The sequence below is a fragment of the Rhizorhabdus sp. P4_G5 genome, assembly GCF_056401065.1.
In genome coordinates this window covers 507364-522802 of the sequence record NZ_JBFUKB010000003.1, presented here as the reverse complement: position 1 = coordinate 522802, position 15439 = coordinate 507364, and the positions used below count along the sequence as shown (strand labels likewise).

Below are 15439 nucleotides of genomic sequence, written 5' to 3'. Positions count from 1 at the left end.
TCTATCGTTCCTATCGTGCAAGGTTGATGGCGGTTTCCGCGATCCGCTTCGCGTCTGGTGCATAGGCGGTTTCCAGCGGCTTGGAAAAGGGAACCGGTGCATAAGGTGCACCCATGCGGGCGATCGGCTTCTTGAGCCGGCCGAACAGTTCGCTCGATAGCGTTGCTGCGATCTCGGCGCCTACCCCGAACTGCGTCACTGCCTCATGAACGACCAGGCACCGTCCCGTCTTGGCGACCGACGCCAGGACGGTATCGCGATCCCAAGGCGATATCGTGCGCAGGTCGATGATCTCGGCTGAAACGCCCGCTGCATCCATCTGCTCAACAGCCGCCATCGCTTCATTGAGGACACGCGAGTAGCTTACGATGGTGACGTCGCTGCCCTCCTTCGCAATCCGCGCCTTGCCAAGCGGCACGCGGTGGCCTGGTTGGGGTGCCGGGCACGGCAGCCAGTAAGTGGGCAGGTTCTCGATGAACAGCACAGGATCGGGGTCGTCGATCGCCGCGCGCATGAGACCATAGGCATCCTGCGCGTTGGAAGGCGCCACCACCTTCATCCCGGCAGTGTGCGCGAACCAGGCCTCGAGATAATCGCAATGCTGGCCGCCGGAAGAGAAGCCGGTGCCCGTCATCGTACGAATCACGATCGGCACATGCGTCTGCCCGCCGGACATGAACCGGAGCTTGGCCGCGTGATTCACGATCATGTCCATCGCGACCGTCGTGAAATTCATCAGCATGATTTCTGCTACAGGCTTCCAGCCGACGAGGCTGGCGCCGATCGCCGCCCCTATAATCGCCTGTTCCGCGATCGGAGTGGAACGGACACGCTTGTCGCCGAAGCGCGAGGAAAGCCCCTTCGTCACGCCACACACGCCTCCCTCTTCCGGGTCGGCGACATCTTCGCCGAGCACGACGACCTTCTCGTCGTCGGCCATGGCATCGGCGATCGCGCTATTGATCGCCTGGAGGATCATCATGGGCTTGGTCTCGGCCACGGCCGGATGTGCGATGGTCGTAGTGCCGTTCATGCCGCCACTCCTTCGGCGTAGACGTCGCGGGTCAGTTCGGCGAGGTCGGGGAAAGGGGAGGCGAGCGCGAATTCGACTGCCTCGTCGATCTCGCGCTCGATGGTGGCTTCCATGTCGGCCAATTGCGCTTCCGTGGCGATGCCCTCGGCGATCAGGCGCGCCCGGAAGGCAGGCGCCGGGTCGGCCGCGATCGCCGCCTTCTTCTGCGCCTTGTCCATATAGCCGTCAGCATCGCCGAAGACATGGCCGTGGAAGCGGAAGGTCATCGCCTCGATCAGCGTCGGCCCCTGGCCGGCGCGTGCGCGTGCCACGGCCTCGCGCGCCGCGGCGTACATCTCGATCGGATCGTTGCCGTTCACGCGGACGCCCGGCATGTCATAGGCGACCGCGCGGTCGGCGATACGCTTCGCCGAGGTCGCCTTCTCATAGGTCGTATGCTCGCCATAGAGATTGTTCTGGCAGAGGAAGATCACCGGCAGCTTCCAGACCGACGCCAGGTTGAGGCTTTCATGGAACGCGCCGATATTCGACGCGCCGTCGCCGAAGGTGGCAACCGCGACGCGCCCGTCGCCCGAAAGCTGCGATCCCCAGGCAAGGCCGTTGGCGATCGGCATCGAGGAGCCGACAATGCCCGTGGTGACCATCACGCCTTTGCTAGGATAGGTGAGATGCATCGGGCCTCCCTTGCCCTTGCAGGTGCCATCGACGCGCCCCGCAATCTCGGCCCAGAGGTCTTTCAGCGGCAGGCCCTTGGCGAGCATGTCGTGAATGCCTCGATAGATAGTTACAAGATAGTCGTCGTCGGTCAGATTGGCGGACATTGCCGCCGGGATAACCTCCTGCCCACGATAGCTGTAATAGGGCATGACCAGCCGGCCGGTCATGATGACCTTTCGACTGCGCTCGTCATTCGCCTTGAGCAGCGCGATCTTTCGATAGATCTCGACCTGGGTCGCTGCATCCGGCGCGAAGTTACTCGTCATTTTGCGCTCCAATTGCGAAGATTGAGTTGAATCCGCGAGCGGATCGCCGCTTCCCGAGTTCGGGTAGCATAGATCATAGGGATAAGGTTCAGTCTGATTTCACACTTCGCGCCACATTGCTGGCCTGAATGGTGCGGCCTGAGGAGTGAGATTATCGACACCGATTCACCCTGCCGCGATTGTGCCGTCGAGTCGAAGGGGTGAAGCGATTTCATCGTATGGCCGATGGATTGCGCGGATCGTTGGTCCCCAGGCCTTCATTGGGGACGGGCTCCGTGATGAGGAGCTATGTGATCGCGACAATCCCGGCTGCCTTCCGGCGGCGGCGATTACGGGTGCCGCGACAGCGTTGATGTTCCAATCCGATCGACCCAGATCGGAACCCATCGCCCATGGTATGTCGGGAAAAACGATGGCTGGGGGAGATCCAGCTTCAGGCCATCTTGAACTGCGGCGCGCGCTTCTCGAGGAACGCAGCGCGCTTCTCCCCGGCATCCTGGGTCGCCTGCGCTATATGCACGGCACGACTTTCCAGTTCGATCGCCGACTCCAGGCTGCCTGCGGACTGGTTGAGCCACAGCGACTGTTTGGTAAGCTCGACCCCCATGGGGACGTTGGCGACAACCCCCCGCGCGATCTTGAGTGCCTCTTCCATCAGTATATCGTCGTCCACGGTCCGCAGCACGAGCCCAATCCGTTCCGCCTCCTCCCCATCGACGGGGCGTGAAGTGAGCAACAGTTCCGCCGCCCGCTGGCTGCCGATCGCGCGGGGCAGCATATAGGACAGGCCGAGTTCTGTGCCCGTGGCGGCATTGTGGATGGTATTGATGAAGCGCGCCGAACGCCCGGCGACGCACATATCCGATGCCAGCGCGAGCGTGTAGCCGACGCCGGCCACCACCCCGTTGATCGCGCCGATAATCGGCTGCGGCAGGTTACGCATCGCGATCGGGATCGCGCCGAGCCACCTCAGACTGTTGCGCTTGTTGAACGCGCTTCCGAAACCCTCGCGATCATGGGGCGAAGGCCCGGCGTTCTTCAGATCATGACCGGAGCAAAAGCCGCGGCCTGCTCCGGTCAGGATTACCGCGCGAACCGAGGGATCAATCCGGATATCGGCAAGCATATCCAGCAACCGCTGGTACATCTCCCAGGTGAAGGCGTTGAGCGCCCCCGGACGGTTCAGCGTTAACCGGCGAACGCCTTCCATTGGCGTATCGACAAGGATGGTGTCGCTCATTTCGAAGAGTCTCCAAGGTGGTCCATCGGAGGGGAATCCTAACTAGCTACCTCCGTGCGAGTTACATCGATCAAAAGCAATGCGGCGAGCCTGGCAACCGGACATCTCAATGCATCGCACTTGCGATCCAGTTTACAGTAGCAATGGACATAAGACTGACGGCGGCCACTTGGAGATTTATCGAGGGGGATGCATGGCGCGGCCTCATCGCTGCGCTCGATCGGGCCGGATCGCGACTTCTAAGGGAGAAGGCTCCCGTGATCACAGCTGGTTCACCGGAATCTTGAGATAAACGACGCCGTTGCCTTCGGCTGGCGGCAGATGTCCGGCGCGCATGTTGATCTGCACGGAAGGCAGGATGAGACGCGGCATGGCCAGCGTGCGGTCCCGGCCTTCGCGCATGGCCACGAACTCGTCCTCGCTGATCCCGTCGCGGGCGTGCGCGTTTGCCCGGCGCTGTTCGGCCACGGTCGTCTCTCAGGCGCAACGCCCCCTCCGTCCGTCGAACGGGCGGGCAATTTGGGTGACTAATTCATCCAGGCAAGGATGCCTTTGCACCCTTGCCTCTGAAACCAGGTCTCGACTCCGCGTGACCCGATCGATCGGTCCTCGTTATGCCGCAGGCCGGGCCGGCGTCGCGGCTCAGCCGACCTAGCCGGCGAAGTGCTTCTTCAGGTCGTCGAAGAAGTGCTGGTAAACGCCCTGCATGAACTGCAGCAGCACCGCCGAATCCCCTTCGGTGACCTCATAGCGGTGCTCCATGCGCAGGTAGGTGCCGCCGCCGCCGTGCGTGATCTCCCGCACCTGTATGCATGATTTCGTCCCCTGCGCGGTCTTCACCGCACCGAGGTCGGTTGGGCAGTCGATGACATAGGTCAGCACCCTGTCCTCGTCGCTCAGCCCGGTCAGCCGCTCGGGCACCTTGAACCCTCCGGCGTTCGGAACTTCCACCATGCGCACCGCGCCGATCTGGTCGGTGGCCTTACCGTCGGCAACCGTGCACGATGCCGCGCCGGAAAACCACTTCGTCAGGCCGCCGAAGTCACGGAAAAGCGCCCAGACCTCGTTGGCAGGCGCATCGAGAACAATGGAACCGGTGGTCGTCGTCATCATTGGCAATCCTTCTGCTTGCGGGTCAATCGGTTGCGTCCGAGCTTCAGGGGCGCTTCATGAAGGCCAGTACCGCGCTCTCGAACGCCGCCTTCTGCTCGATCATCGCCCAGTGTCCGCACTTGGGGAACACGTGCAACTCGGCGTTCGGGATCAGCCGCAGCGGCACCAGCGCCCCGTCCAGCGGGGTCACGCGGTCGTCCCTACCCCACGCCAGGAAGGTGGGAGCCTGGATCTTGGGCAGGTATGCAAAGCTCTGCACCGCTTCCGGCCCGGCCATGCCCTGCGCGATCGCCGCCAGACCGGCGCGGGAATAGATCTTGCGGTTGGTCTCCAACGCCACCGGATCGCTGGCGGCCTTGAAGCGCATGTCAATCAGCTCGTCGGTCAGGATCGACTTGTCGTGGACCATCGAACGCAGCCAGCGGACGATCTGCTCACGGGTCGGCTCTTCGACGAATTCGGCCAGCCGCTCGATCCCTTCATAGGGAAACGGGTTGAAAATCGGCACGCCCACGCCGCCGATGCACACAAGGCGGTCCACTCGGTCGGGATAGGCAGCGGCAAGTCGCGCGGAAATCAGCCCGCCGAACGAATTGCCGATGAAGCGCGCCTTGGCGATCCCCAGCGCATCCATCAGCGCTAGGACTGCGTCGATCGTCCCCGCGAAGGGATCACCTTGGATGGGGCTGCTATTGCCATACCCCGGCAGGTCGGGAACGATGCACCGAAAATGCTCGGCAAACACGGGCACGTTGCCGGAAAAGTTCATCCATGCCGTTACGCCCGGACCGGATCCGTGCAGCATGAACAGTGGCTCGCCCTGCCCCGCCTCGTGATAAGCAATCTGGCCTCCGGCAAAGGGGATCGTTTTCTGTTCGTTGACCACTCCGCGCTCCTCTCGCCACTTTGCGTGATTCCAGCGGTAGGCGGCCCCCCTGACATCAGCCTCGTCCGAGCGGACGTGGCCGATCTATGCTTGCCGTCGCATCGCGTCCTCAGTCTCGACGCTCTCAAGACGCGCGCGCGTCGGCGAAGGAAGCGCCGAGGTCCCTGTGTACAGGATATGCCTCAGCCGGCGGAAATCGACACACCCGACAGCGGGATGCTCATCCCGCCATCCACCCGGATGATCTGGCCGTTGATAAAGGCGGCGTCGTCCGAAAGCAGGAATGCTGCAGCCGCAGCGATATCTTCAGGTTCGCCCAAACGCGGCGAAGGGGTCTGACGGAGCAGGACTTCAAGCGGGAGCACGTCGCTTTGTTCGACCGCGTTTTCCACCATGATCATGCCGGGCTGGATTGCATTGCACCGGACCTTCTGCTTGCCAAAACGCGCCGCGACATGGCGGGTCAGGGCATCGACGCCCGCCTTCGAGGTGCTGTATCCCACCATAGCGGAATCCCCGCGCGATGATGCCAATGATGACGTCTGGACGATCGCGCCGCCGCCGCGCTTCAGCATGTGCGGAATCGCAGCCTTGCATGACAGAAAATAGCCGACGAGATTCGTTTCAAGCGACTTCGTGAAAACGTCCGCGCTGGTCTGCAGCACGTCGAAGTCATGCTCGAGGAGGCGCAGGTCGGCTCCATTGTTGAATAGGCCGTCGATACCGCCGTGGTCCTGGGCGACGCCGTCCATCAGCGCAGTGATGGTGTCACCGTCAGCCAGGTCGACCGACCGGAACTCGGCATCGCCGCCGGCCGCACGGAGTTCCTCAGCGAACGCCTTGCCACGATCGACGCTGACGCCACCCAGAATAACCGTCGCACCCTCGCCACAAAGCCTGCGGGACGTGGCAGCCCCGATCCCGCGTGTCGCGCCGACAACGACCACGACCTTTCCGGCCATCCTTCCTTCCATGGGAATTTCCTTTATTCTCAGTTGGTAGCGCGATTTCCGGCGATATGTCCGCCATCAACCGGGAGGACATGACCGGTGATGAAGGACGCTGCGTCCGAACAAAGCCAGACCGCTGCCTCCGCCTGCTCTTCCGACGTCGCAAATCGACCAATCGGTTCGACCCAGTGCTTGAGGAGTTCAGGATCGGTCTTTTCGACCTCCTCGAATGCGGCTCGCATCATCGGCGTATTGGTTGCGCCGGGACAGATTGCGTTGACGCGCACATTGCGCGTCGCAAATTCGAGAGCGGCGGTGCGCGTCAGCCCCGCGACGCCGTGCTTTGCACTGACATAAGCAGACATGCTCGGCGTTCCGATTACGCTGGCGAGCGAACCGGTGTTCACGATGGCACCGCCTCCGGCCTGCCGCATCGCGGGAATTTCATACTTCATGCCAAGAAAGCAGGACACGGTGTTCAGCCTGTAGCACCGGTCGAAGTCGGCAAGCGAAATGTCGGTCAGGTCACCTAGCGGCCCTGGATGCCCGACGTGGTTGTGCGCCGCATCGAGACGGCCATAGGTGGTCAACGCAAACTCGACCATTGAACGGACTGAATCCTCGTCGGCCGCGTCGACTTTCACATAGGCTGCTTCGCCGCCTTTGGCGCGGATCAGATCAACCGTCTCCGCGCCCTTCTTCTCATCGAGTTCGGCAACCACGACCTGGGCGCCTCGCTCCGCAAACAATACTGCCGAAGCCTGTCCAATGCCGGATCCGGACCCCGTCACGAGGGCGACCTTGCCATCAAATCTCATTCGCATTGGATCCCTATCCTCTTGCCGCGCCGCAACTGCCGGTTGGGGCACATCTTATCACCGATATGGTCTCAAGTTCGGCGCACATCCACGCAGAGGCATGGTCCGCATAGACTAGAGCTGCGGGCAAGGTTCCGGCACATCAGGGCTGTCGACATCGGTCGCCTGGCAGGAGATCTGCGGGCACCCGCGTCGATCGGGCCCACGCCGCCAGAAATGCCGCGCTGTCTCACGCACGAGACCAGTTTGCCGTCCGCGCTTCCTTCATCCGCATTGGCATGGCGGGCCGTCAGGTCGCAATCGCGTTGCGCTCCCCGGAACATCCATTCGGACGAGGCTCCGCGCCAGCACCTCTGCAATTGTCTGAACTTGCGCCGAAGGCGGCGAGGTCGACCGTAGCGGAAGGTGACCGCAAGAGAGAGGGCCACCGCAGCCGGAAACGGCGGCTACGCCGCATGGGAGAGTTGCCGTGAAGGAAGTGCCTAGTTTCTGCAGGCTTTGCGGCGCCGGTTGTGGAGTGCTGGTCAGCATAGATGACGAAGATCGCATCGTCGGCCTGCGGGCTGACCGCGAACATGGGCTGAGCCGCGGCTATGCCTGTTTCAAGGGCCTTCATTTCGGCGAGGCACACAGCGCACCGGCGCGGCTACTTCACCCCCTGAAGAAGCAGCCCGACGGATCGTTCGCGCAAATAGATTCCGAAACTGCGCTGGCCGAAATCGCAGAGCGACTGAAGCCGATTATCGCGGAGCACGGACCCGAAGCCTTTGGCATGTTTTGCGGAAATGGCACCATTTCCACGTATCTTGCCTTCCCGATGCAGCGGGCGTTCATGGCCGCCATGGGGTCCACCCAGCGTTACTCGACGATCACCATGGACCAGTCAGCCAAGTTCGTCTCGTTCGAACGCATGGGTGGATGGGCGGGTGGCTCCATTCAGCTGGAGACGGCGGATGTAGCCATGATGTTCGGCACCAATCCGCTGGTATCGCACGGCGCGATCGGCGTGATCAGCATCGATCCGGTAAAGCGGCTCAAGGACGCGAAGGCGCGTGGAACGAAGTTCATCGTCATTGATCCGCGCGTAAGCGAAACGGCGCGGCATGCCGACGTGCATATCCAGCCCCTGCCCGGTCAGGACTACGCCATCGCCTCGGCGATGATACGGATGATCCTCGAAGAGAACTGGCACGATGCTGATTTTTGCTCGCGCTTCGTCAAGGATGGCGGCCTTGCTCGCCTGCGTGAGGTCGTAGAACCCTTTACGCCCGATTTCGTCGAGCAAAGGGCCGGCCTGCAGCCGGGCGATCTCCTCCGCGCCACACGCCTGTTCGCGCACGAATGCAATCGCGGAGTCGCCGTGACTGCGACCGGCCCCTGCTTCGGGCCGCATTCCAACCTGTCGCAGCACATGGTCGATTGTCTCAACGTGATCTGCGGGCGATTTCCTCGGGCCGGGGAACAAGTAGTCGCGATCGATGTGCTCAATCCGCTGCCTGAGTATCGCGAGGAGGTCTACTCACCGCCCCGCTCATGGTCCAGCCTGCCGCCCAGCCGCATTCGCGGCGTGGGGATGATCATTGGCGAGCGGCTGACCGGAACCTTGGCAGACGAGATTCTGACGCCTGGCGATGGCCAGATCCGAGCACTGATCGTCAGTGGTGGGAACCCGGTGAACTCCGTACCGGACCAAGCCAAAATTACCACGGCACTGGAATCACTTGAGCTTCTTGTAGCGATCGAACCCTTCATGTCGGACACCGCCAAACGCGCCGACTATATCATTCCGCCCAAGCTCATTTATGAGCGTCCCGAGCTTCCCGTCAGCTTCGAAGGCTTCCCAATTCTTCCCGTCCCTTGGTCCCACTACACACCGGCTATAGTTCCGCCACCCAAGGGCTCGGACGTTTTTGATGACTGGTATCCCTTGTGGAAGATCGCTTCGCTACTCGGAAAGCAGGTCAAGTTCGAGGGTATCGACCTCGACATGACCACGCCGCCGACCAGCGATGATCTCATAGCTGTCAGGGCGCGCCATTCCGCGGTTCCGCTCGATGAGATCAAGAAGCATCCCCGCGGCGCGCTCTTCGACGTCGGCGACATTCGTGTCGGCCCAACGCGCCCCGGCCACGAAGGGCGGTTCGACGTGATGCCCGACGACGTAGCCGAGGAAATGGCTGACGCATCGGCATCGCCACAACCGGACGAATTCAAATTCCTTATGATCTCCCGCCGGACGCGCGACCTGTTCAACAGCAATGGCTTTCATCTCGAATCCGTGCGAAAGCGCAATGCCTTCAACCCGGCCTGCCTTGCGTCGACAGAGATGGATGCTCTGGGCCTGATCGACGGCGACATGGTTGAAATCAGTTCCGAGAATGGAGCGGTACGTGCCATCGTCAAGAGCGACGACAGCTTGCGCACCGGCGTCGTCTCCCTCACCCACGGATGGGGCGGAGCTCCTGACGACTCCGAGAGTCCGCGCGAAATTGGGACGAACATCAATCCGCTGATAAGCGACAATCGCTATGTCGAAGTCGTCAATGCGATGCCCAGGATGACAGCAATCCCTGTCAATATTCAAAAGGTCTGAGCTTCAGCATTGCTCGTACACGCGATGAATCGATCAAGAGCGGAGTTCGCGGCCGTCGCGGCAGCGGCGCGGAAACAGGGCGTCTATCCGTAATGATCCCTTATGTTCTTGGTGCCGGGCTTTGCCGCCAAGGAGGCTTCCATCGCGTCCGACATGATCCGTTTCGCAGCCTTTAGGGCAATTTTCAGTGATCGAAGCGGACATGGATATGCGCCGGGACCCGCATCATGATTCCGCGAATTTCGGGCACAGGCTTTTCCGGGTCGAGCCGCAGGTTGTGCAGGCTGTCCAGAACCGCATGCAGCGCACGGGTCATTTCCACCCTCGCCAGATGCTGGCCGACGCAGATGTGCGGCCCCCTGGCAAATGCGTAGTGCGCCCGCTTGTCCCGGTTGATGTTGAAGCTGTCAGGATCGGGATAGATCGCCGGATCGCGGTTGGCGGCGCCGGCTACCGCGTCAAGGTAGGCCCCGGCGGGGATCTGCACGCCGCCGAGCGTCGTGTCGTGAATCGCGACCCGCAGTTGCGCCAGCACTGGGCCGTCCCAACGCAGCGCTTCCTCGATCGCGGCGGGAATGAGCTCCCGGTTCTGGCGGATCGCCTCCAATTGGTCGGGATTGTTGAGGAGCGCCGTCAGCAGCACGCTGGTCCCGCGGTAGGTCGTGTCGCCGGCGGCATTCATGAGCTGGCGCAGGAACGACACCAGTTCGAGCTCGGGAAGATTCTCGCCGTCCACCTCGGTCGCGGCGAGCAGGCTGACAAGATCATCGCCCGGATTGGCGCGGCGCGCGTCGATCAGAGCCTTGAAATACTCGCCAAGCTTGACCCCTGCCTCCTGGGCCTGGGCCATATGGACATAGTCGGTCTGGCCGATGGCGAGCCGCTGGAAGGTCTGGACGTCAGACTCCGGCAGGTCGAGCTGGCGATAGATCACCTCGAACGGGTAGCGTTGGGTAAACTCGCCGACAAGGTCAGCCTCGCCGCGCGGCAGGAACTTGTCCATCAAGCCGTTCACGACCGGGTCGACGATGCTCTCGCCCCACGTCCTCACAAACTGCGGCAGGAAGATCTTCTGGAAGATCCTGCGCCAACGGCCGTGCTCGGGATTGTCCATGGTGCTGATGCTGCCCATGCCGAACGTGGTGCCAAGCGTCGGGCGATAACCTGAATTCGAAAAGCGGCTGGTATCGGTCAGCACCTCCTCGATTTCCTTGCTGCCCAGGATCGAGAATTTGGGCCCCGGTCCGTAGAAGCACGAATAGCCCAGGTTCTCGCGATAGGAGCCGGGCAGGACAGCACCGCGCGCGCGCATCGCATGGATCTGTGGATAGGGGTCCAGGTCGTCCCCGAAATTGACCTCGTCCGAGAGGAACGGATCGTAGGTGGGATCGTCGAATTCCCGGATCTTGAATGCGGTCGCCATGACTCGGCCATCCTCTCCTGTGTAGTAATCACTACATAGTGGCATGAAGCGCATTGGTCAAGCCGCAGTCGATCCGGCACGCGGGTCCAGAGTCCTTCCTGTTTGCACCTTGCAGTCACAATCAAGCAGCCGCCACGCAACGGAAAGCGGGGCAGTTCAGCCCGTCATCGCCTTCAGCGCGGCCTCCGTCTCGTTCCAGATCGCGCCCATGTCCGGATGTTGCCGCGCCTTCGCGACATAGCTGGTCAGAACAGGGAAATCGCCCAGAATGCCCGGCTCGCCAAACATGGCCCCGGCAATACCGCAGAGCATGAGGGTCGGCAGCACAAGGCAGTCCGCCTTGCTGACCGCGCCGCCTGCGACATAGGGTGCATCATCGACGAAATGCTGCAGCAGGGCCATTCCGCTGCGCAACTCCGCCAGCTCGGCGGCAACAACGCGATCATCCCGGACCGCCGCATTCCGTTGTGCGAATAGACGCGACATGGCCGGTACGGCATAGAGTTCCTGGGTGCGGATCGCATTGCGCATCTGCACCCGCGCTGCGTCACCGGTGGGTGTCAGGGACGGGGCGGGATAGTGATCCTCGAGATAGTCGATGATTGTCTCGGATTCCGCGATGATCAGGCCGTCGTCGGTCACCAGCACCGGCAGCTTGCCGATCGGATTGATGGCCAGATATTCAGGCGAACGGGTCCCACCGCCGGGCGGGGCCTCCTGCTCATAGGAAAGACCCTTCAGCCGCAACGCAAGCCGGATGCGCGCGGCATAGGGCGACAGGGTCAGGGCGTAGAGTTTCATCGGTCATGCTCCGCAGGAAAAATCTTCGGCACCGTCCCGCTGAGCGCCACCGGCACGAAACCGTCACCATGCGGCCAGTCCAGGAATCCGGCCGCGGCCATGGTGCCCCCATCGACATGCAGCGTCATGCCGGACACGTAGGCGGCTAGATCGGAGGCCAGAAACAGGACGGCGTTGGCCAGGGCCTCGACCGGGGGCGCGCTGCCGGCAGGAATGTACATCGCCATGGCCTTGCCGATCGATTCGACGGGGACGCTGACGTAGCCCGCTGCGATTTCCGGGGGCATGGCATTCTCGTTGCCGCGGCTCGGCGTGGTATCCGGGGCAATGCAGTTCAGGCGGATGCCTTCCTTGCCGAGTTCAACCGCCATGGCGCGGGTGAAGTTGGTGGTTGCCGCCTTGGCGCCGGCATAGACCGAGAAGGTCGCCGCGCCGCGATGTGCCTCGATCGTGGTAAAGTTGATGATGCTGCCGCCGCGTCGGCCGCCGGCGCGCAGCAGCGGCACCGCGCGCTGCACCGACTGGACGACATAGCCGTAGTTGCGCTGGATATCGCGGGCGATCCCGCCCCGGTCGAGATCCATGAAGTTGGTACGGTACGTCCCACCCACGACGTTGACGACAACATCCAGATGGCCGAACGCACGGGTCACCTCGTCGTAGAACCGGTCGAGCTGGGCCGCGTCGGTGGCATCGATCACGGCGGAATAGACCTTGCGCCCCAGGGCGGCAGCTGCGGCGGCCGTAACCTCCAGCTGCTCCGCGTCGATGTCGCAGATCGCGACGTCGACCCCTGCCTCGGCCAGGGCGATGGTGATTCCCGCGCCAATGCCGCCGCCACCGCCAACGATCGCCGCAGTCTGCCCGGCCAGCCTTGCGCGCTGGTCCAGAAATCCCGGTGCATCAGCCATGAGTCCTCCCGATCATCGGACGCGTTCGGTCTATTGTTTGCATGGCTATCCCCTCTCCTCCGGCGCGTATCTCCCGAGCGCAGATCAATGCGGATGCCTGGCGCACGCGCAATGGAGCGCCCCAAAGCATCGCCTGTCCGATATCGAGGCGCCAGCCCCTCCGGCATATGAATGAGGAGCGAGCGGTCCAGCCAGCGCGCCGGCCGCTCGGTAGAGGCGAAACCCCGGCGCACGACCCGCCCTCCTGCGTCGAAACATCGTTGAAATCGGCCGCGGCCTTGCCGCCTTCGACATGGCGGGGCAAGCTTCCGCACCGCGGCAGTTCACGCGGCTCCGGGTAGCATCGGCATCAGGGATGCGATCTCGCGAGCACATGCTTTCCTCACCGCATCAGGCACGGCAAGATCATAGTGGAAACCCGTGAGCCGGATGTCCGGAACCGTTAACAGGAGACATGATGCAGGATTATCGCGGGAAGTGGCTCTACGAGCCACAGCATATCTTGTTCGCGGTGAGCGACGCCGTCGCCACGATCACATTCAACCACCCCGACAAGCGCAACGCCCTGAACGGCCCGATGCTGAGCGAAATGCGTGACGCCCTGCTCGAAGCGGACGACCGGATGGACGTGAACGCGATCGTGCTGTGCGGCGCCGGCAAGGACTTCTGCGCCGGCTACGATCTCGAACAGTCATATCAGGGGCGCGGCGAGACGACCCAGATGGGCGATTTCGAGTACCGCAAGGCCGGTCAGCGCTTCGACGACGATTGCTTCTCGCTGGAGCGCGTCCAGGAAAACGCGCTGATCATCCCGGCGATCCACAAGCCGGTGATCGCCAAGGTCCAGGGCAACTGCCTGGCGGGTGGGACCGACATCGCCCTGTCGTGCGATCTGGTTATCACGGCCGATGATGCACGGATCGGCTTTCCCGCGACCCGCGCCAACGGGTCGCCACCGGCGCACATGTGGATCTATCACTGCGGTCCACAATGGGCCAAGCGGATGCTGTTCACCGGCGACAAGATGACCGGAGCTGACGCGGTGAAGATCGGCCTGGCGCTGGAATCATGGCCGGCCGACGAACTCGATGCCGCAGTCGACGCCCTGGCCCGCCGGGTCGCCGCGGTCGACCAGGAGCTGCTCTCGGCCCACAAGCGGATCGTCAATCTCGCGCTCGAACAGATGGGGGCCGGGACGCTCCAGCGGCTGGCCGCCGAAGTCGATGCCCGCGCGCATCTGGCCACGGGGCCGCGGCGGCTGCGCTTCAAGTCCGATATGAAGGAGCACGGCCTCAAGGAAGCCCTCACGAACCGCGACGCGCCGTTCGGCGACGGATTCGTCCACGTGCGGGGGCGCTGACGGCGCCCGCCCGGCCAGTGCGAAACCATTTGATGTTTTGCTGCCTGGCGGGTCAACGGCGCGGCGCGACCGGACAAGAACAGCCAGGACAGATCATGGGCGCGAAGGAGCCTTTTAGATGTCTGGGGCGCGAGATCGATGCTAACATTTCGTATCGTTAGGGACGAAAGGAGATCGCATGGATCGTTTTCGCGAGACCCGGCCTATGAGGATGGGTGTCGAGATACGGGACGATCTGCGCGTCCCACTGGAACCCGCCGACAAGGAGCGATTACGATCGCTGTTCCTGCGATACGGCCTGCTCTATTTTCCCGATCAGCAGCTCAGCATGGTGCAACAGATCGAGGTCCTCGGTTCCATCGGTCCAGTTCTACATCGCAGGGATGGGGTCGGCTACATTTCCACCGACGAGAAAAAAGGTGAGCTGGGACGAACCGAGCTGATTTTCCACAGCGACCTGGATTTTGCCACGCCGTACACATCGATTTCGCTACTGGCGAAGGATGTTGTCCCAGGAGCAACATCCACTCGCTTTGCGAGCAATCGTGGCGCTTGGCGGATGCTTTCGGAGGATGAGCGGCGGCGGCTCGCATCGATGCGTCTCACAACGGCGCTGCCCAGCAACGTCGCTCACGATGCGGTGGGGATGGCGATAACGCCGGACACTCCCCACGCGACGCGTGCGCCAATTGTCGAACATCCGCTGACGGGCGAGCCGCTACTGATGATATCCCAGCAGGCGGTGCGGTTCGAGGATATGGAGGATGAGGCAAGCCGTGCACTCCTTCTCGATCTTCATGCTCGAATCTATGCGCCGGGCAATGTTCAAGAGCATTTCTGGCGCAATGGCGACCTTGTTGTCTGGGACAACATCGCCTGGCAGCACGCCCGCGGCCCCGTGACAGGCGATGGATCACGAACGCTTCAGCGCGTGGTCGTCGCCGATGTCAGCTACTTCGACATCGTGTTGGCTCGGGAAGACGAGCATTTCCGCAATGAACAGGTGATCGATGCCGAAGCTTGAGGGAAAGCCCATCGTCAAAACCGGTCGCAGCCCAGCCTGGCTGATCGAAAAGCCTTAGGTCCAGTCAGGCGCGCGCGGTCATCCCGCCATCGAGTGAGAAGGTCATACCGGTGTCCTCTCCCGCCAGGAACAGGGCCGGTCCGCCCGCCTCCTTATTTCAGGCAGGCGTGGCCTGAAGGCTGGCTTGTGGATGCCGGATTAGCCACTTCTGGATGATCTGAAGCAATGTATCCGCACCGCTCGGCTACGGGCTGCGATACCGTCAACCAGGAACTGATCCTGCTCCAGCATCGGCATGATCGGG

13 protein-coding genes and 1 pseudogene are annotated in these 15439 nt (G+C 62.5%); 3 read left to right on the top strand and 11 right to left on the bottom strand.

The features are described from left to right. Positions 1-10: 10 nt before the first annotated feature. The 8 genes and pseudogenes from AC1DQK_RS06830 to AC1DQK_RS06795 form a co-directional block, all read right to left on the bottom strand. On the bottom strand, positions 11-1033 hold the full coding sequence (locus AC1DQK_RS06830; protein ID WP_477868711.1) for an alpha-ketoacid dehydrogenase subunit beta: 1023 nt from the start codon (positions 1031-1033) through the stop codon (positions 11-13). Continuing rightward, positions 1030-2016 (bottom strand): thiamine pyrophosphate-dependent dehydrogenase E1 component subunit alpha, encoded by a 987-nt coding sequence (locus AC1DQK_RS06825; protein WP_477868709.1) that lies wholly within the window; start codon positions 2014-2016, stop codon positions 1030-1032. The genes AC1DQK_RS06830 and AC1DQK_RS06825 overlap by 4 nt, the downstream gene beginning before the upstream one ends. A 433-nt stretch (positions 2017-2449) precedes the next feature. Next, positions 2450-3256: an enoyl-CoA hydratase/isomerase family protein gene (locus AC1DQK_RS06820; protein ID WP_477868707.1), complete on the bottom strand. Its 807-nt coding sequence runs from the start codon at positions 3254-3256 to the stop codon at positions 2450-2452. A gap of 261 nt (positions 3257-3517) precedes the next feature. Then, positions 3518-3733, bottom strand: a pseudogene (locus AC1DQK_RS06815) (MBL fold metallo-hydrolase); the annotation flags it as partial. A 174-nt stretch (positions 3734-3907) separates the two neighbouring features. Next, complete coding sequence (locus AC1DQK_RS06810) at positions 3908-4369, bottom strand: SRPBCC family protein (RefSeq protein ID WP_477868705.1); 462 nt, start codon at positions 4367-4369, stop codon at positions 3908-3910. Positions 4370-4412: 43 nt separating this feature from the next. Continuing rightward, positions 4413-5255 carry an alpha/beta fold hydrolase gene (locus tag AC1DQK_RS06805; RefSeq protein ID WP_477868703.1) on the bottom strand — a complete coding sequence of 281 codons (843 nt, stop codon included), beginning with the start codon at positions 5253-5255 and terminating at the stop codon, positions 4413-4415. Positions 5256-5437: 182 nt separating this feature from the next. Beyond that, positions 5438-6217: an SDR family NAD(P)-dependent oxidoreductase gene (locus tag AC1DQK_RS06800; protein ID WP_477868701.1), complete on the bottom strand. Its 780-nt coding sequence runs from the start codon at positions 6215-6217 to the stop codon at positions 5438-5440. 29 nt (positions 6218-6246) lie between these two features. Next, positions 6247-7023 (bottom strand): glucose 1-dehydrogenase, encoded by a 777-nt coding sequence (locus AC1DQK_RS06795; protein WP_477868699.1) that lies wholly within the window; start codon positions 7021-7023, stop codon positions 6247-6249. Between the two features lie 469 nt (positions 7024-7492). On the opposite strand from AC1DQK_RS06795, the gene AC1DQK_RS06790 reads away from it, so the two are divergent. Beyond that, entirely contained in the window at positions 7493-9616 is a 2124-nt protein-coding gene (locus AC1DQK_RS06790) for a molybdopterin-containing oxidoreductase family protein (protein ID WP_477868697.1), read from the top strand. A gap of 184 nt (positions 9617-9800) precedes the next feature. Here the strand turns inward: AC1DQK_RS06790 and AC1DQK_RS06785 are convergent, their stop codons facing one another. From AC1DQK_RS06785 to AC1DQK_RS06775, 3 genes are all read right to left on the bottom strand, one after another. Then, on the bottom strand, positions 9801-11039 hold the full coding sequence (locus AC1DQK_RS06785; RefSeq protein WP_477868695.1) for a cytochrome P450: 1239 nt from the start codon (positions 11037-11039) through the stop codon (positions 9801-9803). Positions 11040-11195: 156 nt separating this feature from the next. Further along, a complete protein-coding gene (locus AC1DQK_RS06780) occupies positions 11196-11840 on the bottom strand; it encodes a glutathione S-transferase family protein (protein WP_477868693.1) in 645 nt (214 codons plus the stop codon). After that, positions 11837-12751, bottom strand: a complete 915-nt coding sequence (locus tag AC1DQK_RS06775; RefSeq protein ID WP_477868691.1) for an SDR family NAD(P)-dependent oxidoreductase — start codon at positions 12749-12751, stop codon at positions 11837-11839. Before AC1DQK_RS06775 ends, AC1DQK_RS06780 begins: the two co-directional genes overlap by 4 nt. A gap of 454 nt (positions 12752-13205) precedes the next feature. Between AC1DQK_RS06775 and AC1DQK_RS06770 the strand changes: the two genes are divergently transcribed. Together AC1DQK_RS06770 and AC1DQK_RS06765 are read left to right on the top strand one after the other, a co-directional pair. Beyond that, positions 13206-14111, top strand: a complete 906-nt coding sequence (locus AC1DQK_RS06770) for a crotonase/enoyl-CoA hydratase family protein (RefSeq protein ID WP_477868689.1) — start codon at positions 13206-13208, stop codon at positions 14109-14111. Between the two features lie 178 nt (positions 14112-14289). After that, complete coding sequence (locus AC1DQK_RS06765; RefSeq protein WP_477868687.1) at positions 14290-15135, top strand: TauD/TfdA dioxygenase family protein; 846 nt, start codon at positions 14290-14292, stop codon at positions 15133-15135. Positions 15136-15439: the final 304 nt, after the last annotated feature.